This window comes from Micromonospora sp. NPDC002389, assembly GCF_040296095.1.
In the GTDB taxonomy this organism is placed as follows: domain Bacteria; phylum Actinomycetota; class Actinomycetes; order Mycobacteriales; family Micromonosporaceae; genus Micromonospora.
On the sequence record NZ_JBEOWP010000013.1, the window covers coordinates 40506 to 65550 of the forward strand.

General features: G+C 71.5%; 21 protein-coding genes and 2 tRNA genes. 15 read left to right on the top strand and 8 right to left on the bottom strand.

The window, feature by feature from the left end:
- Positions 1–216: 216 nt before the first annotated feature.
- The 3 genes from ABT008_RS23120 to ABT008_RS23130 all read left to right on the top strand — a co-directional run bounded on the left by ABT008_RS23120 (position 217) and on the right by ABT008_RS23130 (position 6209).
- Positions 217–3084, top strand: coding sequence for a PQQ-dependent sugar dehydrogenase (locus ABT008_RS23120; RefSeq protein WP_350698330.1), 2868 nt, complete (start codon positions 217–219; stop codon positions 3082–3084).
- A gap of 79 nt (positions 3085–3163) precedes the next feature.
- Complete coding sequence (locus ABT008_RS23125) at positions 3164–4879, top strand: lectin (protein ID WP_350698331.1); 1716 nt, start codon at positions 3164–3166, stop codon at positions 4877–4879.
- Between the two features lie 322 nt (positions 4880–5201).
- Positions 5202–6209, top strand: a complete 1008-nt coding sequence (locus ABT008_RS23130; protein ID WP_350698333.1) for a sugar phosphate isomerase/epimerase family protein — start codon at positions 5202–5204, stop codon at positions 6207–6209.
- 155 nt (positions 6210–6364) lie between these two features.
- On the opposite strand, the gene ABT008_RS23135 is transcribed toward ABT008_RS23130, so the two are convergent.
- A complete protein-coding gene (locus ABT008_RS23135) occupies positions 6365–7543 on the bottom strand; it encodes an ROK family transcriptional regulator (RefSeq protein WP_350698335.1) in 1179 nt (392 codons plus the stop codon).
- A gap of 1337 nt (positions 7544–8880) precedes the next feature.
- Positions 8881–9261 carry a hypothetical protein gene (locus ABT008_RS23140; protein ID WP_350698337.1) on the bottom strand — a complete coding sequence of 127 codons (381 nt, stop codon included), beginning with the start codon at positions 9259–9261 and terminating at the stop codon, positions 8881–8883.
- Between the two features lie 273 nt (positions 9262–9534).
- On the opposite strand from ABT008_RS23140, the gene ABT008_RS23145 reads away from it, so the two are divergent.
- From ABT008_RS23145 to ABT008_RS23175, 7 genes are all read left to right on the top strand, one after another.
- A tRNA-Asn gene (locus ABT008_RS23145) sits at positions 9535–9607 on the top strand.
- Between the two features lie 293 nt (positions 9608–9900).
- A complete protein-coding gene (locus ABT008_RS23150; RefSeq protein ID WP_350698339.1) occupies positions 9901–10851 on the top strand; it encodes a tetratricopeptide repeat protein in 951 nt (316 codons plus the stop codon).
- The gene (locus ABT008_RS23155) at positions 10848–12551 is read left to right on the top strand and encodes a M16 family metallopeptidase (RefSeq protein WP_350698340.1); all 1704 of its coding nucleotides are present in this window, start codon (positions 10848–10850) and stop codon (positions 12549–12551) included. Before ABT008_RS23150 ends, ABT008_RS23155 begins: the two co-directional genes overlap by 4 nt.
- Before the next feature lie 59 nt (positions 12552–12610).
- Positions 12611–12684, top strand: a tRNA-Ile gene (locus ABT008_RS23160).
- 109 nt (positions 12685–12793) lie between these two features.
- Entirely contained in the window at positions 12794–13048 is a 255-nt protein-coding gene (locus ABT008_RS23165; protein WP_350698342.1) for a FitA-like ribbon-helix-helix domain-containing protein, read from the top strand.
- Positions 13030–13446: a type II toxin-antitoxin system VapC family toxin gene (locus tag ABT008_RS23170; protein ID WP_350698344.1), complete on the top strand. Its 417-nt coding sequence runs from the start codon at positions 13030–13032 to the stop codon at positions 13444–13446. Before ABT008_RS23165 ends, ABT008_RS23170 begins: the two co-directional genes overlap by 19 nt.
- Positions 13447–13964: 518 nt before the next feature.
- Positions 13965–14771, top strand: coding sequence for a hypothetical protein (locus ABT008_RS23175; RefSeq protein WP_350698346.1), 807 nt, complete (start codon positions 13965–13967; stop codon positions 14769–14771).
- A gap of 73 nt (positions 14772–14844) precedes the next feature.
- Here the strand turns inward: ABT008_RS23175 and ABT008_RS23180 are convergent, their stop codons facing one another.
- The 4 genes from ABT008_RS23180 to ABT008_RS23195 form a co-directional block, all read right to left on the bottom strand.
- Positions 14845–17142, bottom strand: a complete 2298-nt coding sequence (locus ABT008_RS23180) for a DUF4153 domain-containing protein (protein ID WP_350698348.1) — start codon at positions 17140–17142, stop codon at positions 14845–14847.
- Positions 17143–17241: 99 nt separating this feature from the next.
- On the bottom strand, positions 17242–17937 hold the full coding sequence (locus ABT008_RS23185) for a dihydrofolate reductase family protein (protein WP_350698350.1): 696 nt from the start codon (positions 17935–17937) through the stop codon (positions 17242–17244).
- 69 nt (positions 17938–18006) lie between these two features.
- Positions 18007–19263: an RNA polymerase sigma factor gene (locus ABT008_RS23190; RefSeq protein WP_350698556.1), complete on the bottom strand. Its 1257-nt coding sequence runs from the start codon at positions 19261–19263 to the stop codon at positions 18007–18009.
- 2 nt (positions 19264–19265) lie between these two features.
- On the bottom strand, positions 19266–19637 hold the full coding sequence (locus ABT008_RS23195) for a YciI family protein (RefSeq protein ID WP_350698352.1): 372 nt from the start codon (positions 19635–19637) through the stop codon (positions 19266–19268).
- A gap of 283 nt (positions 19638–19920) precedes the next feature.
- Between ABT008_RS23195 and ABT008_RS23200 the strand changes: the two genes are divergently transcribed.
- Complete coding sequence (locus ABT008_RS23200) at positions 19921–20190, top strand: hypothetical protein (protein WP_350698354.1); 270 nt, start codon at positions 19921–19923, stop codon at positions 20188–20190.
- Complete coding sequence (locus ABT008_RS23205) at positions 20190–21227, top strand: hypothetical protein (protein ID WP_350698356.1); 1038 nt, start codon at positions 20190–20192, stop codon at positions 21225–21227. The genes ABT008_RS23200 and ABT008_RS23205 overlap by 1 nt, the downstream gene beginning before the upstream one ends.
- A 3-nt stretch (positions 21228–21230) precedes the next feature.
- Here ABT008_RS23205 and ABT008_RS23210 read toward each other — a convergent pair whose 3' ends face one another.
- Both ABT008_RS23210 and ABT008_RS23215 read right to left on the bottom strand, forming a co-directional pair.
- Complete coding sequence (locus ABT008_RS23210; RefSeq protein WP_350698358.1) at positions 21231–22394, bottom strand: hypothetical protein; 1164 nt, start codon at positions 22392–22394, stop codon at positions 21231–21233.
- A complete protein-coding gene (locus ABT008_RS23215) occupies positions 22391–22915 on the bottom strand; it encodes a SigE family RNA polymerase sigma factor (protein ID WP_350698360.1) in 525 nt (174 codons plus the stop codon). Before ABT008_RS23215 ends, ABT008_RS23210 begins: the two co-directional genes overlap by 4 nt.
- A 149-nt stretch (positions 22916–23064) precedes the next feature.
- On the opposite strand from ABT008_RS23215, the gene ABT008_RS23220 reads away from it, so the two are divergent.
- From ABT008_RS23220 to ABT008_RS23230, 3 genes are read left to right on the top strand one after another with little or no spacing between them, the layout of a single operon-like run.
- Positions 23065–23424, top strand: a complete 360-nt coding sequence (locus ABT008_RS23220; RefSeq protein ID WP_350698362.1) for a GntR family transcriptional regulator — start codon at positions 23065–23067, stop codon at positions 23422–23424.
- On the top strand, positions 23421–24332 hold the full coding sequence (locus tag ABT008_RS23225) for an ABC transporter ATP-binding protein (protein WP_350698363.1): 912 nt from the start codon (positions 23421–23423) through the stop codon (positions 24330–24332). The genes ABT008_RS23220 and ABT008_RS23225 overlap by 4 nt, the downstream gene beginning before the upstream one ends.
- Positions 24329–25024, top strand: a complete 696-nt coding sequence (locus ABT008_RS23230; protein ID WP_350698365.1) for an ABC transporter permease — start codon at positions 24329–24331, stop codon at positions 25022–25024. Before ABT008_RS23225 ends, ABT008_RS23230 begins: the two co-directional genes overlap by 4 nt.
- Positions 25025–25045: the final 21 nt, after the last annotated feature.

Consider the following 25045-nt stretch of genomic DNA (forward strand, 5'->3'; position numbering starts at 1 on the left):
ATCGAACTGACGAAAGTCAGTGCCGACTCGGCGGAAGATATAGACACATCGACCAATGTCGTTTAGTGTCATCGCCAGCACCGGATTGTTTCGTCGAGGTGAACCGGCGGCGCGGGAACCCACGACAGCACCACCGCACCCCTCCCGCTACGGCATCCGGCGCGACGGCGCGCGCCCCGCCCTGGCAGTCACTCGTCAGGAAGGGACAGGACACGCATGTCCACCCACCACCACCGCCACCCCGCACGGTGGCTCACCGGCGCCTCGGCGCTGCTGCTGGCCGTCACCGCCGGCACAGTGGCCCTCGGTGCCGGGCCGGCCGCTCTCGGCGGCCCCACCCCGGCCCAGGCCCACCCCATCGTCGCCACCGACTTCCAGCAGGTCACCCTCGCCAAGGGCGTGGCCGAGGTCGGCGAGCCGATGACCCTCGCGGTGCTGCCCGACCGCTCGGTCCTGCACACCGCCCGCAACGGCACGCTGCGCCGCACCGACGCGGCCGGCACCACCACCGTGATCGGCACCGTCCCGGTCTACACCCACGACGAGGAAGGGTTGCAGGGCGTCGGCGTCGACCCCAACTTCGCCAGCAACCGGCACGTCTTCCTCTACTACGCCCCGCCACTGTCCACCCCGTCCGGTGACGCCCCGGCGACGGCCACCGACTTCTCCGCCTGGCGCGGCGTCAACCGGCTGTCCCGGTTCACCCTCAACGCCGACTTCACGCTCAACCAGTCCAGCAAGGTCGACGTGCTGGACGTCCCCGCCGACCGGGGCATCTGCTGCCACGTCGGCGGCGACATCGACTTCGACGCCGCCGGCAACCTGTACCTCTCCACCGGCGACGACACCAACCCGTTCGACTCCGCCGGATACTCACCGATCGACGAACGGACCAACCGCAACCCGGCGTACGACGCGCAGCGCAGCGCGGCCAACACCAACGACCTGCGCGGCAAGATCCTGCGCATCAAGGTCAACGCCGACGGGACGTACGCCATCCCGGCCGGCAACATGTTCGCCCCCGGTACGGCCGGCACCCGCCCCGAGATCTACGCGATGGGCCTGCGCAATCCGTTCCGGATGAGCGTCGACAAGGCCACCGGCATCGTCTACGTCGGCGACTACGGGCCGGACGCCGGCTCCACCAGCAGCCGGGGCCCCAGCGGGCAGGTCGAGTTCAACCGGATCACCGCGCCCGGCTTCTACGGCTGGCCGTACTGCACCGGCACCAACACCACCAACGAGACGTACGCCGAGTGGAACTTCGCCAACGGCACCGCCGGCCCGAAGTACAACTGCACCGGCGGGGCGACCAACAACTCGTTCCGCAACACCGGCCTGACCACCCTGCCGGCCGCCAAACCCGCCTGGATCCGGTACGCCGGAGACGCCGGCAGCCCGCCGGAGTTCGGCAGCGGCTCCGAGTCACCCGCCGGCGGCCCGGTCTACCGCTACAACGCCGCGTCCACCTCGACCACCAAGTGGCCGCAGAGCTTCGACGGCCAGTTCTTCGCCGGCGAGTTCGGGCGCGGCTGGATCAAGCCGATCCACATCAACAGCGACGGCTCGGTGGGCGCCATCGACGCCTCCTTCCCGTGGAACGGCAAGCAGGTCATGGACATGGCCTTCGGGCCGGACGGCGCGCTCTACGTGCTGGACTACGGCACCGGGTACTTCAACGGCGACGCCAACTCGGCGCTCTACCGCTACGACTACGTCGGCGGCGGCAACCGCGCCCCGACGGCGGTGGCGTCGGCGAACCGCACCTCCGGGGTCGCCCCGTTGACCGTGAACTTCTCCTCGGCCGGGTCGTCGGACCCGGAGGGTGGGGCGTTGACCTACTCGTGGGCGTTCGGCGACGGCACCACCTCGACGGCCGCCAACCCGAGCAAGACGTACACCGCCAACGGCACGTACAACGCCACGCTGACCGTCCGCGACCCGCAGGGCGCCACCGGCAACGCCAGCGTGCAGATCCGGGTCGGCAACACCGCGCCCACGGTCACCATCAACGGCCCGGTCAACGGCTCACTCTTCTCCTTCGGCGACACCGTGCCGTTCAGCATCACCGTCACCGACCCGGAGGACGGCACGATCGACTGCACCAAGGTCCGGATGACCTATGTGCTGGGCCACGACAGCCACGGCCACCAGATCACCTCGCAGACCGGCTGCTCCGGCTCCATCACCATCCCGGTCGACGGTGAACACGACTACGCGGCGAACATCTTCGCGATCTTCGACGCCGAGTACACCGACACCGGCGGACTCACCACCCACACCCAGCACATCCTCCAGCCGCGCAGCCGACAGGCCGAGCACTACAAGACCTCGTCGGGCATCGCGGTCTTCGACAAGGCCCCGGCCGAGGGCGGCAAGACGGTCGGCAACATCAACAACGGCGACTGGATCGCGTTCGAGCCGTACCGGATCAACAACGTGACGTCGTTCAGCGCCCGGGTCTCCTCGGCCGGCACCGGCGGCACCCTCCAGGTCCGCGCCGGCTCGGCCACCGGCACCGTGCTCGGCTCGGCCACCGTCCCGGTGACCGGCGGTTGGGAGACGTTCACGACCGTGAGCGGCGCGATCACCAACCCGCCGAGCGGCACCACCACGCTCTACCTCACGTTCGCCGGCACCGGCACCGGATCGCTGTACGACCTGGACTCGTTCACCTTCACCACGGGCAGCGGGAACACCGGCGGCACCGGCCCGATCACCGGTCTGGCGGGCAAGTGCCTGGACGTGCGGAACGCGGCGACTGCCGACGGTACGCAGATCCAGATCTACACCTGCAACGGCAGTGCGGCGCAGACCTGGTCGGTGACGCCGAACTCGACGATCCGCGCGCTGGGCAAGTGCCTGGACGTCGACGGGGGCGGGTCGGCGGACGGTACGAAGATCCAGCTCTGGACCTGCAACGGCTCGGCTGCCCAGAACTGGTCCGCGCAGTCGAACGGGACGCTGCGGAACCCGCAGTCCGGTAAGTGCCTGGACGTGTCGAACAACAGCTCGGCCGACGGCCAGGCGGTCCACCTCTGGACCTGTCACACCAACGCCAACCAGCGCTGGGTCCTGCCCTGACAGAAGGAGGGGTCCCCTGCTAACGCCTCGTGTATAGCAGGGGTCCCCTCCTCACACCACGAACCGTAGGGAGAGCGACATGCGCAGACTCCTCAGAAGACCCGCCGCCGGCCTGGCCACCGCCGTCCTCGCCGTCCTCGCCTGCACCGCACCGGCCACCCCGGCCAGCGCCGCCGACGCCCCGTACGACGTGCTGGTCTTCTCCAAGACCGCCGGCTTCCGGCACGACTCCATCGCGGTCGGCACCCAGGCCATCCGCGACCTGGGCGCGGCGAACAGCTTCACCGTCACCGCCACCGAGGACGCCGCCGCGTTCACCACCGGCAACCTCGCCCAGTACGAGGCGGTCGTCTTCCTCAACACCACCGGCGACGTGCTCAACGCCACCCAGCAGACCGCCTTCGAGTCGTACATCAACGCAGGCGGCGGATTCGTCGGCGTGCACGCCGCCGCCGACACCGAGTACGGCTGGTCCTTCTACGGCAACCTGGTCGGCGCGTACTTCCGCTCGCACCCGGCGATCCAGCAGGCCACCGTACGGGTCGAGGACCGCGGCCACGCGGCCACCGCCCACCTGCCGCAGAACTGGGTACGCACCGACGAGTGGTACGACTTCCAGACCAACGCCCGCTCCGGCGCGCGGGTGCTGGCCAACCTGAACGAGTCGACGTACTCGGGTGGGGTGATGGGTGCCGACCACCCGATCGCCTGGTGCAAGACGGTCAACTCCGGGCGGTCCTTTTACACCGGCGGCGGCCACACCCAGGCCACGTACGCCGAGCCGGCGTTCCGGGCGCACCTGCTCGGCGGCATCCGGTACGCGGCCGGCCGCACCAAGGCCGACTGCCGCCCGGAGACCGGCTACACCGCCCTCTACAACGGCTCGACCACCGGCTGGTCCCAGGCCGGACCGGGCAGCTTCACCAACTCGGACGCCACGCTGACCTCGGTCGGCGGGATGGGCCTGTACTGGTACAGCGCGAAGCAGTTCACGAACTACTCGCTCAAGCTGGACTGGCGGCTCGCCGGGGACGACAACTCGGGTGTATTCATCGGCTTCCCGCCGTCGAGCGACCCGAACTCGGCCATCAACAACGGCTACGAGGTGCAGATCGACCCCACCGACGCCGCCGACCGGACCACCGGCGCGGTCTACGGCTTCAAGTCCGCCGACCTCGCCGCCCGCGACGCCGCACTGAACCCGGCGGGGGAGTGGAACACCTACGAGCTGCTGGTGGAGGGGGAGCGCCTCCAGGTCTTCCTCAACGGGGCGAAGATCAACGACTTCACCAACACCGACCCGGTACGGTCGCTCGCCGGCCACATCGGCATCCAGAACCACGGTACGGGTGACGACGTGTCCTTCCGCAACATCCGGATCAAGGAGTTGGGCGGCACGAACCCGCCACCCACCGGCACCGGACGGATCACCGGTCTGGCCGGCAAGTGCCTGGACGTGCGGAACGCGGCGACCGCCGACGGTACGCAGATCCAGATCTACACCTGCAACGGCAGCGCCGCCCAGACCTGGACGGTCACGCCGAACTCGACGATCCGCGCGCTGGGCAAGTGCCTGGACGTCAACGGCGGTGCCTCGGCCGACGGTACGAAGATCCAGCTCTGGACCTGCAACGGCTCCGGCGCCCAGAACTGGTCCGCGCAGTCCAACGGCACGTTGCGTAACCCGCAGTCCGGTAAGTGCCTGGACGTGTCGAACAACAGCTCGGCCGACGGCCAGGCGGTCCACCTCTGGACCTGTCACACCAACGCCAACCAGCGCTGGGTCCTTCCGTAACGGTTAGGAGGGGTCCCCTGCTATGCACGAGGCGTTAGCAGGGGACCCTTCCTTACACCCTCCGCGAGCGCGTTACACCCGCCGCAGCCGCAAGCGCACTGCACCTCCGCAAGCGCGTTACACCTTTCGCTACCGTGCGGTGCGCGCCTAGAGTGAAGGCGGCGACCGCGAGGTGGCCGGTGCACCGACGGGAGGCGCAACCCGTCGGTCCCAGGTGCCACCGCGCCCACCGGTCCACCCCCTCGCAGGCCGCCACGTCCGGCCGCCCTCGCCCCGGTCACGCAGGTACGGAATCCCCACCATCGCACAGGGGAGAAGAACTATGGCGCGACCGATCACGCTGTTCACCGGCCAGTGGGCCGACCTTCCATTCGACGAGGTGTGCCGGCTCGCCGCCGAATGGGGCTACGACGGGCTGGAGATCGCCTGCTGGGGCGACCACTTCGAGGTCGACAAGGCCCTGGCCGACGACTCGTACGTCGACCGCAAACGGGAGACGCTGGCCAAGCACAACCTCCAAGTCTTCACGATCTCCAATCACCTGGTCGGCCAGGCGGTCTGCGACCACCCGATCGACGAGCGGCACCAGGGCATCCTGCCGGCCAGGATCTGGGGCGACGGCGAACCCGAAGGCGTACGCCAGCGGGCCGCCGAGGAGATCAAGGACACCGCCCGCGCGGCGGCGAAGCTCGGCGTCAACACGGTCGTCGGCTTCACCGGCTCGTCGATCTGGCACACCCTGGCGATGTTCCCGCCCGTGCCGCCGTCGATGATCGAGCGCGGCTACCAGGACTTCGCCGACCGGTGGAACCCGATCCTGGACGTCTTCGACGAGGTCGGGGTCCGCTTCGCCCACGAGGTGCACCCGAGCGAGATCGCGTACGACTACTACACCACCAAGCGCACCCTGGAGGCGATCGGGCACCGGACGGCGTTCGGGCTGAACTGGGACCCGTCGCACTTCGTCTGGCAGGAGCTCGACCCGGTCAACTTCATCTTCGACTTCGCCGACCGGATCTACCACGTCGACTGCAAGGACGCCAAGGTACGCACCGGCGACGGTCGACGCGGTCGGCTGGCCTCGCACCTGCCCTGGGCGGACCTGCGGCGCGGCTGGGACTTCGTCTCCACCGGCCACGGCGACGTGCCGTGGGAGGACTGCTTCCGCGCCCTGAACGCGATCGGCTACGACGGGCCGATCTCAATCGAGTGGGAGGACGCCGGGATGGACCGGCTGGTCGGTGCGCCCGAGGCGCTCCAGTTCGTCCGGCGCCTCGCCTTCGACGCCCCGTCCGCCGCCTTCGACGCCGCGTTCAGCAGCAAGGACTGATCCCCGCCGACTCCGCACGGACCGAGCCCCGCCGGCTCCGCGCAAGGACGATCCCCGCTGAGTCGGCAAGGACCGATCCCTGCCGACTCGGCAGGGAGAACTGACCTCCGCCGACCGGGGGCCGACTCTCCGGCCCCCGGTCGACGCACGCCTGCTCAGCCGACGGTGAAGACGTGCTCGCTGGCCAGCCGGGCCGCGCCCACCAGGCCGGCCCGGTCGGCCAGGTCGGAGAGGACCACCGGCATGGTGCCGGTGGCCGTCGGCGCCGACCGGCGGTAGACCACGCCGCGTACCTCGGCGAGCAGGATGTGCCCGAGCCCCTCCGGCGCGCCACCGATCACCACGATGCCCGGGTTGAAGAAACTGACCAGGCCGACGAGCACCTGGCCGAGGCGGCGCGCGGCGTCGCGTACCAGAGCCTGGGCCGTCGGGTCCCCGGCGAGCGCGGCGGCGGCGACGTCCGACACGGTCAACGTGCCGGCCTCGGCCAGCCGCGCGGCCAGCGGCGCGCAGCGGCCGGTCCGTGCCGCGGCCGTCGCGGCCCGGGTCAGTCCGGCGTCGCCGCAGTACGCCTCCAGGCAACCCACCTCTCCGCAGGCGCAGGTCGGCCCGTCCTCGGACAGCGGCAGGTGCGCGATGTCGCCGGCGCTGCTGGTCGAACCCCGGTACAGCGTGCCGCCGAGCACCAGCCCGCAGCCGATCGCCGTGCCAAGCTTGAGATAGAGGAAGTCGTCGAAGGTGCGCCCGATGCCGGCGTGCTGCTCGCCCAGCGCCAGCACGTTCGCGTCGTTGTCGACCAGCGCCGGGCAGCCCAGCTCGGCGGCGAAGGCGTCCCGGACCGGGAAGCGTTGCCAGCCGGGCAGCGCGGTCGGCGCGATGGAGGCGCCGTTGTCGACCGGCCCGGGTAGCGCGACACCGACGCCGGTGGGTTCGCCGCCCCCCGACTCGGCGCGGAGCTTGCCGATGAGTTCGACGCACCGCCCGATCACCGGCTCGGGTCCCCGACGGACGTCGGCCGGCTCGCTGGTCTCGGCCAGCACGTTCAACTCGCCGTCGGTGACTGCCACGCTGATCCGGTCGGCCCCGACGAGCACGCCGACGAACCGCACCCCGGCGGCGAGCCGCAGCAGGGACGAGCGCCGTCCGCCCCGAGAGGCGGCCGGACCGGCGGTCTCGACCAGGCCGCGGGCGACGAGGCGATCCAGCTCGGTGGTGAGAGTGGTACGCGACAGGCCGAGCAGATCACCCAGCTCGACCCGGGAACGAGGGCCCTCGTCGCGCAGCAGCCGGACCAGTCGCGCCTGCTGCGGGTTCTCCGGCCGGAGAAGGGCCATCCCCACCACCTCCGGTCCGGAGTCTTCCACGACGGTGTTTCGGCACTGTGGCCGGAACCGTCGCCCGGCCCTGCCCGACCTCGACCTCCGGCCGCCCCTTCCTGTTCCGGCCGCCGCGCTCCTGTCCGGCCGCCGGTACGGCCCGCCCGGCTGTTGCTTGAGCTGCCACCACGTGACCCGTCACCGTGCGGCATGGCGCGGTCTGTGGCGGTGTGGTCCGTGACCCGCCCGCCATGGCGCGGTCTGTGGCGGTGTGGTCCGTGATCCGCCCGCCATGGCGCGGTCTGTGGCGGTGTGGTCCGTGATCCGCCCGCCATGGCGCGGTCTGTGGCGGCGTGGTCCGTGACGGCCCGCCCTCGCCACGGCCGCCCCGTCATCCCCTGGCCCCTCGCCGGGCGACGGCCTTGCGCAGCCCGGGGTGGCCGGGTCGCTGGAGGTGGGGTTGCGCAGCCTCGGGCGGCTTGGGGTGGGGCGGGGTTGCGCAGCCTGGGTGGCCGGGGCGCTGGAGGTGGGGTTGCGCAGCCTGGGGCAGCCGGGTGGCTTGGCCCGAGGCGGCCCGGTGTGGCCTGGCGTAACCCGGTGTGGCCTGGCGTGAACCGGGGCGGCCTGGCGTGAACCGGGGCGGCCTGGCGTGAACCGGTGTGGCCGGCGGTGGTGGAACTCAGAGGTGGTCCGGACCGTCACGACTGCGCTGGAGATGCCGTGGAGGCGGACGGGACCGTGTGGTGGGTAGATTTGTTGTCGCTCCAGCGACAACAAATCTACCCACCATGTCGCCCGGCGCAGCCGAGCGGACGTTCGGACATGTCGTGTGACGTCTGCGTCGGCCGGCGGGCAGGGGGAGATGTCCGTGTGTCGCTGGCGTGGACCGGAGAGCAAGGTCGGTGCCGCGTGGTGCCGGCGTCGATCGGCGAGCAAGGCGGGGCCGCGTGATTCGGCGTGGGCCTGCTGGCGGGCTGGGCTGGTGCGGTGTCCAGGAACGTTGGCGGTGTCGCGGCGAGGTTCAGGCGGCGATCCGGCAAGGCGGAGGCTGGCCCGGATACCGGTGTTGTATCCGGGCCAGCCTCCAACGCCGCCGGGCGTCGTTTGAATCCGGCGCGGCCCGGTGAACGTTCCTGGACACCGCACTAGGTGCCGCGTGAGTGCTTGGTGGACCGTCGGGCGGGGGAGGGGACGCCATCGTGCGTCGACTGACGGGCGGCCGGAAGTGCCACGTGACGCTGGCGCGGACGAGCGGAAGACCGGATGCGCTGCGCGATCTTGACGGCGACTGGTGGGCGGCGCACAGCGACAGGCCCGGCCGCCGAGGTGGCGGCCGGGCCCGATCGCGTACGGCTCTAGAGAGTGCTGCCGTTGGTACCGGTCGACTTGCTGCGGGGGGTGGCCGACGTCGAGCTGGTCGCGCTCGACGAGCTGCTGCCCGCCTTGCTGCCTGCCGTCGCCGGAGTACCGGCGTAGGTGTCGTCCGCCGGGGTCAGCCCGTGCTTGCCGTTGCTGTGCAGCTTCTCGCCCAGCTTGGAGTGCTCGAGCTTGTCCTTGCCCTCCTGGTAGAGGCGGTTGGCCTGGGCCTGCGCGACCCCGGCCGCCTCCTGGACCGTCGGGTGGTCGAGGACCTTGCGGCCCTGGACCATCAGCTCCTCGTACTTCTCACGGCCGGCACGGGCGCCCAGGACGAACCCCGCAGCCAGCCCGCCAAGGAACATGATCTTTCCGCGCATGGCGGCTCCTTTCGTACCTGGCGCACTGTCTTCCGTGCCCGAAGTCCGGGCGGCGGTCGATCACACTCGCGCCTACGTCATGTCGTCGGCAGTTATCTACCCATCCTCCTCTCCGCTCATACCTCCTTGGGCCGCGATGACGATTTATCCGCTTGCGTCCGGTTAGCAACCTGTCCGGCGGGAGGGTAACCCCCTAGCCCGCGACCCCCCGGAATCCTGTACTCTTGTGCCGGTCGCGCGGCGCGGAGAGATCCGCACCGAGCGGTGGCACGGTCCCCCGTAGCTCAATTGGCAGAGCAGCCGGCTGTTAACCGGCAGGTTTTTGGTTCGAGTCCAAACGGGGGAGCTTTACCTTCTCGTCCCGACGCCCACCGGCACCCGGTGGGCGTTCGTCGTATCCCGGCCCGCCTGAGCCGCCCCACCCCGGGACCGGCCCACCCCGGGCACAGCCCACCCAGGCCCACCCCAGGCTCGCCCCACCCTGAGCCCGCCCCACCCCGGGACCGCCCCACCCTGAGCCCGCCCCACCCTGAGCCCGCCCCACCCCGGGGCCGGCTGACCCGGACCTGCCCGCACGGCGGCGTCGGGCAGCGAAAACGGGGACACCGGAGCCGAAGATGATCACCTATTATCCTCGCTGTGCCCGCACCCCTCCCGCCGGTGACCTTCGACGTCGCTGCGGCATATCCGCAGGTAGCGGCCGGTCGTGACGCCCTGGCCGCCGGCGACTGGCCGGCCCTGCGCGCGCTCGTCGACGCTCAGGACGCGCACGGCCGGACCGTCCTGGTCGGCGAGGTCGGCGGTGCCCCCGACGCGGAGCCGGTGCTGCGCGGGGTGCTCGCCGAGCACCCCGAGGATCCGGTGGCGGGAGCGATGCTCGGCGCGCACCTGATCCGGGTCGGCTGGCGCATCCGCACCGCCCTACGGGCCCAGCATGTCAGCCGGAAGCAGTTCGCCGACTTCTTCGACCACCTGCGCCGCGCCGAGCAGATCCTGATCGAGGTCACCGCCCGCCACCCACAGGACGCGGCAGCCTGGACCCAGCGGGTCACCAGCGGCCGGGGCCTACAGGTGGGGCAGGCCGAGGCCCGCCGTCGGTACGACCGTCTCGCCGCACATCACCCGCACCATCTGCCGGCCCAGGCATCGCTGCTCCAGCAGTTCTGTCCCAAGTGGAGCGGCACCTGGGAGAAGACGCACGCGTTCGCCCACGAGTGCGCCGAGGCCGCGCCACCCGGCGCCGCCAACGCGGTACTCGTCGTCGAGGCGTACCTGGAACAGGCCCTGGACCACGACCGGGTCGCCGCGGCGAGCCAGTTCCTGCGCGAGCCGGCGGTGGCCGCCGGGATCCGCGCGGCGGCGGAACGCTCCGTCTGGCACCCCGACTACCGCGACGGCTGGGGTTGGGTGTGGGTACGCAGCACCTTCGCCCTCGCCTTCTGCCTGATGCAGGAGTGGCACCCGGCGGCGCGCGAGTTCGCCGCACTCGGCGGCTTCGGCGACGAGTCGATGTTCGGCTATTTCGGTGACGGGGCGACCGAGTTCCAGCGGCTGCGCGCGAAGGCGTACGCGAAGGCTGGCCGGCCGTGATCGCGCACCTGGACACCGACGGGGTCCCCACGCTGCTCGCGCCCACCGGCGGGCCGATACGGGCCGGGCTGACCTTCCGGGTCGGCACCGCCGACGAGACCCTGGCCCGGCACGGCATCACCCACCTGCTCGAACACCTCGCCCTCGCCCCACTCGGCAGCGCCGACTACCACTTCAACGGCGCCACCGGGCCGGTCTTCACCACCTTCCACATGCAGGGCTCCGAGCACGACATCGCCACCTTCCTCACCGCCGTCTGCGCCCACCTCACCGACCTGCCCACCGAGCGGCTGGAGGTGGAGAAGGACATCCTGCGGACCGAGTGGAGCAGCCGGGGCAGCGCCGCCATCGACGACATCCCGCTCTGGCGGCACGGTGCCCGCGACTTCGGGCTGGGCAGCTACCCCGAGTGGGGACTCGCCGCGCTCACCGCCGACGACCTGCGCCAGTGGGCATCGCGCTGGTTCACCCGGGAGAACGCGGTGCTCTGGATCGCCGGTGACCGGGTCCCCGACGGGCTGACGCTCACGCTGCCCAGCGGTACCCGGCAGCCCGTACCGGCCGCGTCGTCGGCGCTGCCCGCCACCCCGGCGTACTTCGTGCGCGGCAACCAGGCCGTGGTGCTCGACGCGGTGGTGCGGCGCGGACCCGCCGCCGGTCTCTTCGCCGACGTGCTGGAACGCGAACTGTTCCGCGCGCTGCGCCAGGACGCCGGCCTCTCCTACACGATCGCCGGCGGCTACGAGCCGCGCGGCGACGGCCACGCCGTCCTGCGCGCCCTTGCCGACGCGCTGGCCGAGAAGCAGGACGCCGTCCTCGGCGGCTTCGTCGACGTGCTGGCCAAGCTGCGGGTCGGCCGGATCGAACAGAGCGACCTCGACGCCGCCGTGGCCAAGCGCATCGAGATGCTGGCCACCGCCGAGGCCGACGCCGCCAGACTGACCGGGTACGCCTTCAACCTGCTCACCGGCGAGCCCAACCTCAGCCTCGACGAGCACCGCGCCGCGTTGAGGGCGGTCACCGTGGCCGACCTGCACCAGGTCGCTCAGGAGGTGCACGCCTCGGCCCTCCTGATGGTGCCCGAGGGCACCCGCGCCGACTGGGCCGGTTTCGTCGCCGCCCCCACCACCACCGAGGCGATCCCCGCCGGCACCACCCACCGCTCCCGCGACGACGACGGCCAGCTCCGCGTCGGCCCCGACGGCATCAGCTACCTCGGTGACGGCGGCCCGCTGACCGTCCGGTACGCCGACTGCGCCGCCATGCTCGCCTGGCCCGACGGCGCCCGCCAACTGATCGGCCACGACGCGATCGTGCTGCACGTCGAGCCGACCCTGTTCGACCTGCGCCCGCCCGGACTGGCCGTGCTCGACACCGCCGTACCCGCCGACCGCCAGGTCGCCATGCCGCCCCGCGACCCCCAGCAGATCCCACAACCCGGCGGCGTACGCGACGACCGCGACCGCCGTGATTACGTCCCCCGCCCCCGGCGTGCCCGGCGGGAGACGTTGCTCCTGGTGCTCGGCGTCCTGGCCGTCCTCGGCCTCGGCGGCCGGGCCCTGCTGCTCACCATCGACGTGGTCCTAGAACCCCTCACGGACAACGCCGGCGGACGGTGGGGTGCGGTCGTCCGAGGCTGGCTGCTCACTGTTATCCTCGCGTTGCCCATCGTGCTGTTGGCGCGGGGGCGACGCCGGTGAGAAGCGGCCACCGATGCTGGCCGGTGATCGACTGGGCGGGATAAGATCCGCGCGGTGCCGGGGCGGTAGCTCAGCCGGTTAGAGCAGGGGACTCATAATCCCTCGGTCACGGGTTCGAGTCCCGTCCGCCCCACACACTCCTCTGAACGCGGCTTGGTCGTGATGCGACCGTCACGCGGACCCGCTGGTCGATGGTTCGAGTCTTCCTGGGCAGTGATCGATTATGCATGCATAATGAATGCATGGTTGCTCTTCAGATTCGGGATGTGCCAGAGGAAGTACGAGACGCGCTGGCGGCGCAGGCTAAGGCGCGCGGGCAGTCGCTCCAGACGTACCTGCTGGAACTGGTGGAGACGCAGGCCCGCCGGCTGGGCAACACGGCGGCCCTTGATCGCTTCGCCGGCCGATCGGATGGTGCTCGCTCCCTCGTGGGTGAGAGCGCCGCCGAGTTGAGCGACCAGCGAGAGCAGCGCGGACCGTGGGGAAGTGCCGCATGATCGTCGTGGATGCGTCGGTTTTGGCCGATGCCCTGGTCGATGACGGGCCGGTTGGCGATGCGGCACGGGCGGAGCTGACCGGAGATCCGCACTGGGCCGCGCCGGGGCACCTTCTGGTCGAGGTCATGTCTGTGATCAGAGGCAAGGTCCTCGGTGGGAAGCTCGGCCTTGCCCGGGCACAGGAGGCGATCGACACCCTGCCCTCATTGGTCATCGACGAGGTCGGCGTCGCGGCGTTGCTTGACCGTATGTGGCAGATGCGGGGCAACGTCACAGCGTACGACGCGGCTTACGTCGCGGCGGCGGAGTTGATGGCCTGCCCACTCGTGACCGGTGACGGTCGGCTCGCTAAGGCCAGTGGTGTCCGCTGCGAGATCCGACTACTCGCGACGTCCTGACGGCGGCCGGGCGAGGATCATCGGCCTCACGCCTTTGCGCTGACCAGCCTGAGCGGAAGCGGCTCACCGGCGATCGTCGCAGCGCGGTTCGCATGGTGACGCCTGCGGCGGCCTTGACCTCGACGTTGGTCGTGTCCCCGCCCGACGCGCACAGCGCCCGCACCAGGCTGTCCAAGTCCTCAACCACGACACGAAATGTAACCACCCGAGAGTTGCATTTCGTGTTCATGGGTTACATCTGGCGCTTCGACACCCCACAGCGGCAGCGGATCAACTGATGCTCGTGCCTGGTGGCATCTCCGGCGCACCAGGTCAAACCTAGATCAGATGGGGCGCGGACGGTGAGCCAGCGTCCCGACTGCGACGTGCGCGGCGTGCATGGGGTTGAGCCGGTTTGGTCCGAGGTCTGGTGACCCATCGCTGTCCGGCTCGGGACAGAGCGCGTCCGGGTGGCCGACGATGCCGTCATCATCGTCGATATCCACCCCTCGCGCGACTCGCGTCTGAACGGAGAAACGATGCGGACGCATGCCCGACTGCGGTCGATCGCCACACTGGCCGCCGCCCTCGTCGCCACGCTCACCGTCGCCCTGCTGCCGGCCGCGCCGGCGCTCGCGCTGCCATCGGGCACCGGCTGGTCGGCGTCGTGGAACTACTACCACCCCACCGCCTACCAGTACTCCGGCACGCTGCCCGGGGTACGTCTGACCGGGTACGCCACCGACAACGCCGGCATCTCGTCCACGGTCGGCACCATCGAGGACATCGCGGCGGACGGGCGCTGCGCCCGGGTGCTGCTCTACGCCGCCGGCGTCGGCTACATCGCCGACCGCACCACCTGCGGCAACGGCACCTACCTGACCTACAACACCGGCACCTACAACCAGGGTCTCCTGGTGATCGTGTACCGGATGATCGACGGCACCACCACGTACGACAAGGGTTTCCACCTGTTCATCCCGGCCTCGGCCACGGACTCCGGGCTGCGGACGGTCGGCACCGGCGCGAGCTGGTCGTACTACACCTCGACCGCCTTCCAGTACGCGATCACCCGCGACGGCGTCAGCTCGGTGGGCTACGGCGCACACCAGTCCGGTGACCTGCGCTCCTCGCTGAGCACCGTGGAGAAGACCGCAGGCACGGCGGGATGCGCCACCGGCAAGGTCACCGGCGGTACGACGGTCAGCGGCAGCACCTGCGTCAACGGTGGTACGGCCTCGTTCCATCGGTTCGACCACAGCTACAACCTGGAGGCGTCCGCCTGCTACCAGCCCACCGCCGGCACGCAGCGCTGCCTGGCGGTGAACATCCCCGAGCCCTGGTGACAGATCGACGCCGTCGCGCCGCAGACGTGCCGCGACCGGGCCGGGCCGAATCGGGCCGGCCCGGTGGACGGGGTCAGCGGCGGGTCTTCGGCAGGTCGAACTGGTCGGCGCGGCGGCAGTCCCGCTGGTTGCCGATCGCCTCGGGACCCAACCGGTCGAGTACCGCCCGGGCCCGGTCGCGGCCCCGGTTCCAGGCGTACCACGGGTCCGGCTCGGCCAGGTCGTCGGCGATCCAGCTCAGGGTGCACCGGCGTACCGGGTCGGGCAGGGCGGCGAGGGCGGGCGTGGCGTCGGCCGAGAGCGCCCGCAGATACCAGGCGTCGATCCGGCCGGTCTCCTGGTAGCGGTCGATGTTGCGGCGGGCCACGTAGTCCTCGGGGTTGAGCGCCGCCAGCCCGAGCAGCATCACCACCGCGAGCGCCGTGGTGAGCCGGGGGATCCAGTCGCCGCGCCACCGGACGCCGGCCACCAGGACCATCAGGAAGACGGCGCCGAGCAGCAGCTCGAACGCCATCACGAAGACGCGCTCGCCGGTGAAGCTGTAGACCTTCTGGTAGGTCCACATCCGCGACAGTGCCGACACCACGATCACCACGCTCAACGCGCTGAGCAGGCCGAGCAGGATCCGTAGCAGTACCCGGTCGCGCGGGGTGTCCCGGCGGGCCCAGCGGGTCACCCCGCCGAGGATCGCCAACGTCAGCACGGTCACCGCGACTAATTGCCAGAAGCCGCTGCGGGCGTACTCGGAGTAGCTGAGGCCGGTGGTCGACAGCACGTGCCGTTGCCCGCCGAACAGGACGGTGAACTGCACCAGCACGAAGCCGCCGAAGAGGGCGGTCAGGGCGGCGATCGGCGGGGCCCACTCGACCAGGCTGAGCCGCCGGGCGGTGGGCAGGTCCACCAGGGACAGGTCCGGCGGTGCCGCGAGCGTGTAGAGCGCGGCCACCGCGATCAGGCCACCGACGGCGGCCAGGAACAGCCACCGGACCACCCCGCCGCCGCTGACCTCGGGGATGAGGACGCCGAGCGCCTGGGAGAAGGCGGCGTCGGCGGAGGAGAGCAGCGCACCGAAGACGACCAGGACGGCCACGGTGGCGGTGACCGAGCCGACGACGCGGCGGGTGGTGCCGTCACCACCGGGCGCTCTGATGTGGGCGCGCACCCACGGCAGTCCGCGTAGCGCGGCGAGTGGAGCGGCGCCCAGGCTGAACAGGATCGAGCGCATCCGCCGTCCGCCGACGATCGCCAGGGCCGCGCAGCACAGCGCCGCGAGCACGCAGAACGTCACCAGCCACCAGGCGTTGCGGAAGGCCAGCACCGCGAGCAGCGCCAGGGCGGCACCGGCCCAGCCGGCCCGGACCCACCGCTGTGCCCTGGGCAGGTCGGCGGTGTGTCGGCGGACGGCGACCAGCACCCCGGCGGTCAGCACCAGCCAGCCGAGGAACCAACCGACGCCGGCACGCCCCAACGGCACGAACGCGGCCACCCCCAGCGCCCCGGCCAGGACCGCCAGCGGAGTGGCCCGATCGCGGGCCGGTGCCGGGCCGGGCCAGGCCCGATCCAGGAACGACGGTTGGAGTGGCCGGGACCGGAACTCGTACGGCGAGCCGGTCATCCGGTAGCCGGGCACTGACGGAACAGGAGTGCCCATCGACGTCGCCGGTGCCGGTCCGGACACGGCAGCCACGGCACCGCCACTGTCCGGTCGCGCCGGTGTCGCCTGCGCGGACGCCACCGGCGTTCCGTCGGAGGTCCGCGCCCGAACCGCCGTGTCGGGTGCTGGCGGCGTCGCCTCGGGAGCCCGCTGGCTTGCCGCTGCCGTCTCCGGAATCCGCTGCGCCGGTGGTGATGCGGCCTCCGCGTCCGGCTCGGTCGGCGGGGATGACTCCGGTCCCTGCGTCGTCGACGACAACGCCGGGCCCGATGAAGCTGGAGCCACCGTCTCCTCGCGAGGGGCCCTCTCCGGGCTCGGTTCGTCCGCCGCTTCCGCACTCCGCGGGGCTGGCGCGTGCGCCGCCGGAACGGGGGAGACCGGGGGAGTCGCGGGCGGGCGAGCGGAGACCGGCGCGGCGGCCGCCGGTGGGGTCGTGGAAGCGGCCACCATCGAGGTGCCCGGGGCGGTGGCGGCCGGGTCGTCGGCCGCCACCAGCGGGAGGAAGATCGCGTACCCCCGGGTGCCCGGCGGCACGGTCACCGGGATGGCCCAGGCGGGCTGGTCGGCGGCGCCGGGCCAGACGATGGGTGACAACCCGTCGGTGGGCGGCAGGACCAGCAGCCGGGGTGGTGTCCCGGTGGGACCGGCGTCGGGTGGCACAGGGATGTCGCCGGGTTCCTCGGTCGGGAAACGCTCGGCGGGTGGCGGCTCGGACACCGCGCCCTCCTCGATGGACGAATTGCCGTCACTCTAAGGGCGGCACACCTCTGCGCGTTGTCCCCTCTGCCCGGGATGCGGCGACCCGTCGGCCCACGCTCACTCGGGCGTGCCGGTGCCCCGGCCCCGGTCGTCCAGGACCAGCGGAGCACGGCCGCGTACGGCGTACCGGATGTGGGTGACCTCGGGGGTGGGCACCACCCGGATGGGGGACATCTCGATCGCCTCGAAGTCGTCCAGGCCCAGGTCGGGGTCGAACAGGCGCAGGCCGTCGCCGAGCACCACCGGCACCACGTGCAGTTCCACCTCGTCCAGCAAGCCGGCCCGCAGCACCTGCCGGACCAGGCTGCCGCCGCCGGCCACCGCCACGTCCTTGCCGCCGGCCGCCTCGCGGGCCTGTGCCACGGCGGCGGCCACCCCGTCGGTGACGTAGGTGAAGCTGGTGCCGCCCTGGCGCAGCAGCGTCGGACGGGGCCGGTGGGTCACCACGAACACCGGGGCCCGGAACGGCGGCTCGTCGCCCCACGGCACCTCACCGCCGTCGGCCATCCGCCGCCCCATCACGTACGCACCGGCCGCGCCGAACGACTCGGCGACGATCTCCGAGTTGACGTCGTGCTCGCCACCGGCGAAACCCTGCCGTTCGCGCCACGACATCGCGGCGGTGACCCAGCGGGTGACCCGGAAGAAGCCGTGGCTCTCCGCCGAGTGCATCCAGTCGCCGGTCCCGTCGTGTCGTGGGCCGGCGTAGCAGCCGTCCAGCGACACCGACAGTTGCGCGGTCACCTTGGTCATCTCCGTACCTCCGCAGTCTGCGGCGGGCACCCGCCGCTCACCGGTGGATCGGAGCCGGACCGGCCACTTCTACCGATCGCCGCTGTGTCCTGGGTCACTCTCGCAGCGGGCGGCGCGGCGTAGCAGGTGCCGCCGTTCAGCGTCATTGCCGGCGAGGTCGGCCGCCCGACGCCAGGCCACCGCCGCGGCGCTCCGGTCGCCGGCCAGCTCCAGCAGGTGGGCGCGGACCGCGTACCGCCGGTGGTGGTCGGCGAGCAGGCCCGACTCCACCTCGGCCAGCAGCGCCAACCCGGCCTCGGGCCCGCGCACCATGCCCACCGCCACCGCCCGGTTCAGCGTCGCCACCGGGTTGGGTGCCATCCGCTCCAGCACCTCGTAGAGGGCGAGGACCTGCGGCCAGTCGGTCTCCTCGGTGTTCGGTGCCTCGGCGTGCACTGCGGCGATGGCGGCCTGCACCTGGTACGGGCCGGGCGGCGAGGTGGCGAGGCTCGCCGCGACCAGCGCGCAGCCCTCGGCGATCGCCGTCCGGTCCCACCGCCCACGGTCCTGCTCGGCCAGCGGCACCAGTTCGCCCTCCGGGCCGACCCGGGCCGCCGCCCGCGCCTCGGTCAGCAGCATCAACGCGAGCAGTCCGGCGGTCTCCCCGTCGTCCGGCAGTCGCTCGTGCAACCGGCGGGTCAGCCGCAGCGCCTGCCGGGTCAGGCCGGCGCGGCGCAGGTCGGGGCCGCTGCTGGCGCTGTACCCCTCGTTGAACATCAGGTACAGCACCTGCCGGACCACGGCCAGCCGACGGCCCTGTTCCGCCGCCTGCGGCGTGGCGAACCGTGCGCCCGCCTCGCGCAGCCGCTGTTTGGCCCGCACGATCCGCTGCCCCATGGTCTTCTCCGGCACCAGGAAGGCGGCGGCCACCTCGGCGGTGGTGAGCCCGCCGACGGCCCGCAGGGTGAGCGCGAGCTGCGCCGGTGCGGGCAGTGCCGGGTGGCAGCAGAGCAGGAACAACTCCAGCAGGTCGTCGCGGGGCGGTGCGGCGGCGTCCGGTGGCGGCGCGACGAGCGCGTCCCGCGGCAGGGCGTCGTGAGCGGTCCGTTCCCGGCGGGTCCGGGCCGTCTCGGCGCGGACCTGGTCGACGTACCGGCGGGCGGCCACGGTGTGCAGCCAGCCCGCCGGGTGTTCCGGTACGCCCTCGCGCGGCCACGCCTCGACGGCCGCGACCAGCGCCTCCTGGACCGCGTCCTCGGCGGTGGCGAAGTCGCCGTAGCGGCGTACCAGGGTGCCCAGCACCTGCGGGGCGAGGCGGCGCAGCAGGTCGACCGTGGGCTCGTCCAGGCTCAGTTTCCGGCCCCGTCCTGGGTCATCAGCGGCCAGATCTCCAGGCCGCCGCCGATCCCGGTGCCCATCCGCAGCCCCGGATACGACCGGGCGATCTCCAGCGCACGCTGCTCACTGTCCACGTCGACCACGAAGTACGACCCGACGTACTCCTTGGCCTCCAGGTACGGCCCGTCGGTGACGACCGGCGCGGCGTCGACCATGCGGACCGCCCGGGGTCGGACCTCCAGCCCCTGCGAGTCGACCAGTTCACCGGAGTCGCGCAGCGCCTGGTTGAAGGCGTCCACCTCGCCGATCAGCGTGGCCAGGTCGCCCTCCGGCAGGCTGCCCCAGACCTCTTCGTTGCCGTAGATCAACATCAGGTACTTCATGCGCCATCCTCATAATAATCGATATGTCCGTAAATAGACAGGACAACGGGCCCTCTCCTGACGCACTGTTGTAGCAGGTGGAGAGGCTGCGGACGGCGGGCCACGTCCGACTGGGCCGCCCGGTGACCGGGTGGATGCCCCGCCCCGCCCGACAGCGACGTCGCCACCGTCATCACGCCGAACCCTCCACCGGACCGGGCATCCGCCCGCTCCGGCCGTCGCCGCACCTCCCGCCGGGCCGACGGGGCAGCCCGCCGGTCACCGCGACCAGGAAGGAGCCGTCATGGCCGCTCCCACCGTCACCGCCGCCCTCAACGCGAGCACCTACGCCCCCGGGGCGCAGATGCTACTCACCGTCACCTACGGCGACCCGGACACCAAGACGCTCACCGTCACCGTCGTGGTCACCGACGCGCAGGGCAACAGCAGCGCGCCGGCCAAGGTCACCGCCGTCATCGACCCGCTCACCATTACCGTCACCGACGCCTCCGGCCGCACCTGGACGCGGGTGTCGGACAACGGATCGGTGGCCGTGTACCGGGCGGTGGCGTGATGGCCCGGGTCACCGTCACCGTGCGCGACTCCACCGGTCAGGCCGCCAGCGCCGCCGTCGACTACGCGATCACGCCGCCGGTGCTCGGCGGCTACTACCTGGCCGGGAACGCCGACCCGACCGCCGACATGGCCGGCGGCAACTTCCGGTCGCTGACCCAGTACCGCAGCTTCGCCGACAGCTACGTCTTCCCCGGGTACAACCGGCCGTGGCTGGTCACACTCGGCCGTGGCGGGATCCAGATCAACATGGTGCTGGAGCTGAAGCACTACGGGGCGGCCGACACCGGGGCGCAGACCTTCACCGTCGACGGGGTGCGCTACGTCGTGCCCGCCCCGGCGATGACCATCCAACAGCGTCCCGGCGCGGTCTGGCCCAAGGCGTACGGCTATGACCAGGTGCTCGCCGGACAGTGCGACGGACTCTTCGCCCGGGCGCTGTCGCAGTACCGGACGATGGGGTTCGGGGTGAACATCCAGCTCGCCTCCGAGCTGGACACCGACCACGAGTTCGGCACCACCGAGTCCGGCCGGGCGTACACCTGGGCGGAGTCGGACGTGCGTGCGGTGCAGGCGATGACGTACATCGTGAACTGGTTCCGGGCCAAGTCGCTGCCGCAGGGCACCACCTTCTCGGTCGGTCTCGGCGGCTTCGACCGGCCCTGTTTCCAGCGCACCCACCCGGAGTCGCTGATGTCGCGGCTCGACTTCCTCCAGTGGAACGTCTACGCCACCAGCGCCTCGCACACCGCGTTGGACCGGTTCCGCAGGACCAAGGACTGGGCCGTGGCCGACCTCGGCCCGGTGGCCCTGGCCCGCCCGGTGCTGATCGCCGAGTGGGGCGTACGCGTCGCCGAGATCCCCGACCAGTCGGCCTGGATCGCCACCGTGCCGGCCGCCATCGCCCGGCTCAACGCCGAGCGCGGCCCGTTCATCGCCCGGACCAACTACTTCAACTCGGGCTGGGGCACGCTCAGCCCGAAGGCGCCCGGACTGGCCGCCCTCCGGGCCGCGTACGCCCGTCCCCCGTACGCCTGATCGCTACGGGGCGGGCGGCGGGCCGAGCAGGTCGGTGAGCGCGTCCAGCAGCGGCGCGGTGACCTGGTTGTTGACGCTCCAGAGACGCCGGGCGCTTTGGCACGGGGTGTGCCGGACCCAGAATTCGGCCGTGGCGCCGGTCGCGTCGGCCACGGTCAGCGTGTCGAACGCGGTGGGCGCGGGGTAGCCCGGCCACTCGCCGCAGTCGCTGCTCTCGGCCTTTCGGTCGAACGTGTCGTTGAGCACCGGGCGCAGGTCGTCGGCTCCCGCGCGCCGTCGCTCCTGCCGGACCAGTTCGGCGGTGTCGTCGGCCACCTCGTACCGGCAGGCGGTGACCTCGACCAGCGGGGTCGGCAGGACTGTCACGTAACGGTCGCTGTTGTTGAGCCGGATCCGGTCCGGCGGCCCGGGGTTGGACGGCTTGTTCCGTACCCGGTCGGCGGGGATCGTGGCCGGGCAGTCCGGGGTGGTGATCGCGGCCGGGTCGGTGGTCACGGCGAGCTGCTCCCGGTACCGGTCGAGGAACGTCGAGAAGACCTCGAAATCGGCTCCCCGCCCGTGGGTGGCGGTGACCGCCACACGGCAGGCGCCGCTCATCCAGACCGTCACCGGCTCGCGGTCGGAGTAGCGCAGTATCAGCACCGTCTCGCCGTCTACCCCTGGTGCGGTGCACACGATCTGCCCGGCCGGCACCGGTCGCCCGGCTCGGTCCGTTGGTCTGAGCGGCTGGGCGTTGAGCAACCGGACGATCTCGTCCACCCCGGTGGTGAGGGTCCGCGGGCCGGGGTGCTCCTGTCCGATGCCCGGAGGGTCGACCTGCACCTGGCAGTTGGTGATCTCGACCGCGCCGGGCGGGACGAGCGGCTCGTCGTCGCCGTAGCGCACGGCGTCCAGGTCGGGCTGCTCGGCGAGGCTGGTCGGGCAGACGACCTCGCCGATCGGGTCGGTGGTCGTCACCGGTGGGCCGGTCCGGTCCGGCGTCCACAGCGCCGGTAGGCCGACGCCGAGCGCCACGACCAGGGTGACGGCCGCCGCCGTGCCGGTGACCATCCGGCGACGGTGTCGGCGTACCCGGGTCCCGACCTCGGCGATGCGGTCGCGCGGGGCGGGCAGTGGGGGGACGGCGTCGGCGAACAGTCGGCGGATGTCCTCGTCGTCACGGGTCACGACACGACCTTCCGTTGGGTGAACAGGTCCAGGTTCGGATCGGTACGCAGGCTGCGCAGGGCACGGGACGACTGCACCTTCACCGTGTTCGTCGAGCAGCCCAGCACCTCGGCGGTCCGCTCCACGGAGAGGTCCTCGGCGTAGCGCAGCACCACGATCGCCCGCTGTTGGCGGCTGAGTCGGGCCAGCGCCCGGCGGAGCGCGTCGCGGTCGGCCGACTCGCGGGCCGGGTCGCTCCGGCCGGCGTGCTCGGGCGGTGCGGCGGACGGGATCTCGGCCCGCCACCGGCGGCGCCACCACGACACGTACGTGGTGAACAGGGCGCGTCGCAGGTACGCCTCGGGATGTCCGGTGGACACCGTCGACCAGCGCTGCCAGGCGGCGGCGAGCACGGTCTGCAACAGGTCCTCGGCCCGCCCGGCGTCGCCGGTCAGCAGCCAGGCCGACCGGAGCAACGCGGGGGACCGGGCTGTCACGAACTCGGCGAAGCCCTCCGGCGGCGCCGGGTGTCCGTCGGTCATGCGCACCTCCCGGTACGTAGACGCGCACGCCGGGTCGGAAGGTTAACGGTCCGCACCCCGGCTTGACAGCGGCACCGCTTCGGTTGCATGGTTAGTTACATGAGTAGTGAACCGGCTAACCAGGGCGGCAGGCCAGGGCGGCGGACGTGATGGAGGACGGTCGACCGATCTTTCTCCAGATCGCGGAGCTGCTGGAGAACTCGATCCTGGACGGGACGCTGGCCGAGGAGGCACAGGTGCCGTCCACGAACGAGCTGGCGGCCTTCCACCGGATCAACCCGGCGACCGCCGCGAAGGGGGTCAACAAGCTCGTCGACGACGGAACGCTCTACAAGAAACGAGGAATCGGGATGTTCGTCTCCTCCGGCGCCCGCGCCGTGCTACGCGGTCGACGCCGCGACGAGTTCGCCCGGCAGTACGTGCAACCGCTGCTCGCCGAGGCGCGCAAGCTCGGCATCGACCCGGCGGAACTCAAGAGCATGATCGACACCTGGGAGGGGGAGCGATGAGTCCCGTCGTCACTGTCACGGACCTGACCAAGCGGTACCGCGGCGTCACGGCGCTGGACCGGGTCAGCTTCTCGCTCGCCGGAAACCGGATCTACGGCCTGCTGGGACGCAACGGCGCCGGCAAGACCACCCTGATGCAGATCCTCACCGCGCAGAACTTCGCCACCTCCGGCGAGGTCGCGGTCTTCGGGCAGCACCCGTACGAGAACGAGAGCGTGTTGTCCCGGACCTCCTTCATCAAGGAGAGCCAGACCTATCCGTCGAACCTCCAGGTGCGGCACGTGCTGCGGGCCGCCGCCCTGGTCCACCCCGGGTGGGACGAGCAGTTCGCGCAGCAGTTGGTCGAGGACTTCCGGCTGCCGCCGAGGCGCAACGTCCGCAAGCTCTCCCGGGGCATGCTCTCCGCGCTGGGCATCATCGTCGGGCTGGCCTCGCGGGCACCGCTGACCTTCTTCGACGAGCCCTATCTCGGGCTGGACGCGGTGGCCCGGCAGATCTTCTACGACCGGCTGCTGGCCGACTACACCGAACACCCCCGCACGATCGTGCTCTCGACCCACCTCATCGACGAGGTCAGCGACCTGATCGAGCACGTGCTGCTGATCGACGCCGGGCGGCTGCTGCTGGACGAGGAGGCGGAGGCGTTGCGCGGCCAGGTGCTCACCGTCTCCGGCCCGGTCGCAGCCGTGGACGAGTTCAGCCGTACCGCCACCGAACTGCACCGGATGCTGCTCGGCGGCACGGCCCGCGCCACCGTGCGCGGTGACTTCGGCCCGGCCGAGTGGGAGCGGGCCCGGTCCCTGGGCCTGACCCTGGAGGCCGCGTCGTTGCAGGACACCGTGGTGCGCCTGACCACCTCGACCGACGGACACGCCGCCGGCGCGACCAGCACGGAGGCTGCCCGATGAATCGTGCCCTGACCGTCGCCCGGCTTCAGTTCGTCGCCTGGCCCAGCGTGGTCGGCTGGCCCTGGGGGATCCTCACCCTCAGCTTCCTCATCAACCTGGCGCTCTTCACCTCGATGAACGAGACGATCGACCCCACGCCGACCACGGGTGGACTGGCCAGCATCTATGTCGTCATGTTCATCGCCTGCGTCAACAGCATCACGCAGGACTTCCCGTTCGCGATCGGGCTGGGCATCTCGCGCCGCAACTTCTATCTCGGCAACGTGGTCAGCTTCGGGGTTCAGGCGATCATCTACGCGGCCGTGCTCTACCTGCTGTCGCTCGTGGAGGAGGCCACCGGTGGCTGGGGCATCGACCTGACCTTCTTCGGCATTCCGTTCCTCTGGGTGGAGAACCCGGTGCTGCGGTTCCTCGGCTTCGCGCTCCCATTCCTGTTGCTCGGCTTCCTGGGGATCGCGATCGCGCTGGTGTTCAAGCGGTGGGGCGTCAACGGCATGCTCACCCTGAGCACCGTGGCGCTGGTCGTGATCGGTGGTGCCGTGGTCCTGGCGACCTGGCGCGGCTGGTGGTCGGCGGTCGGTGGCTGGTTCGCCGACCAGTCGGGTGCCGCCCTGCTGGTGGGCTGGCCGGCGCTGCTCACGCTGCCGCTCGCCGTCGTCAGCTACCTGATCATCCGGCGGGCGACCCCCTGACCGTCGACGGCCCGGTGACGG

Excerpts from the sequence above, each read along its gene's own strand:
- ABT008_RS23165 (WP_350698342.1), top strand. The coding sequence starts at position 12,794 with ATGGTTGCTCTTCAGATTCGGGATGTGCCAGAGGAAGTACGAGACGCG.
- ABT008_RS23215 (WP_350698360.1), bottom strand. The coding sequence starts at position 22,915 with ATGACCGACGGACACCCGGCGCCGCCGGAGGGCTTCGCCGAGTTCGTG.
- ABT008_RS23175 (WP_350698346.1), top strand. The coding sequence starts at position 13,965 with ATGCGGACGCATGCCCGACTGCGGTCGATCGCCACACTGGCCGCCGCC.
- ABT008_RS23205 (WP_350698356.1), top strand. The coding sequence starts at position 20,190 with ATGGCCCGGGTCACCGTCACCGTGCGCGACTCCACCGGTCAGGCCGCC.
- ABT008_RS23130 (WP_350698333.1), top strand. The coding sequence starts at position 5,202 with ATGGCGCGACCGATCACGCTGTTCACCGGCCAGTGGGCCGACCTTCCA.
- ABT008_RS23120 (WP_350698330.1), top strand. The coding sequence starts at position 217 with ATGTCCACCCACCACCACCGCCACCCCGCACGGTGGCTCACCGGCGCC.
- ABT008_RS23185 (WP_350698350.1), bottom strand. The coding sequence starts at position 17,937 with ATGACCAAGGTGACCGCGCAACTGTCGGTGTCGCTGGACGGCTGCTAC.
- ABT008_RS23140 (WP_350698337.1), bottom strand. The coding sequence starts at position 9,261 with ATGCGCGGAAAGATCATGTTCCTTGGCGGGCTGGCTGCGGGGTTCGTC.
- ABT008_RS23220 (WP_350698362.1), top strand. The coding sequence starts at position 23,065 with ATGGAGGACGGTCGACCGATCTTTCTCCAGATCGCGGAGCTGCTGGAG.
- ABT008_RS23230 (WP_350698365.1), top strand. The coding sequence starts at position 24,329 with ATGAATCGTGCCCTGACCGTCGCCCGGCTTCAGTTCGTCGCCTGGCCC.
- ABT008_RS23200 (WP_350698354.1), top strand. The coding sequence starts at position 19,921 with ATGGCCGCTCCCACCGTCACCGCCGCCCTCAACGCGAGCACCTACGCC.
- ABT008_RS23125 (WP_350698331.1), top strand. The coding sequence starts at position 3,164 with ATGCGCAGACTCCTCAGAAGACCCGCCGCCGGCCTGGCCACCGCCGTC.
- ABT008_RS23135 (WP_350698335.1), bottom strand. The coding sequence starts at position 7,543 with ATGGCCCTTCTCCGGCCGGAGAACCCGCAGCAGGCGCGACTGGTCCGG.
- ABT008_RS23195 (WP_350698352.1), bottom strand. The coding sequence starts at position 19,637 with ATGAAGTACCTGATGTTGATCTACGGCAACGAAGAGGTCTGGGGCAGC.
- ABT008_RS23225 (WP_350698363.1), top strand. The coding sequence starts at position 23,421 with ATGAGTCCCGTCGTCACTGTCACGGACCTGACCAAGCGGTACCGCGGC.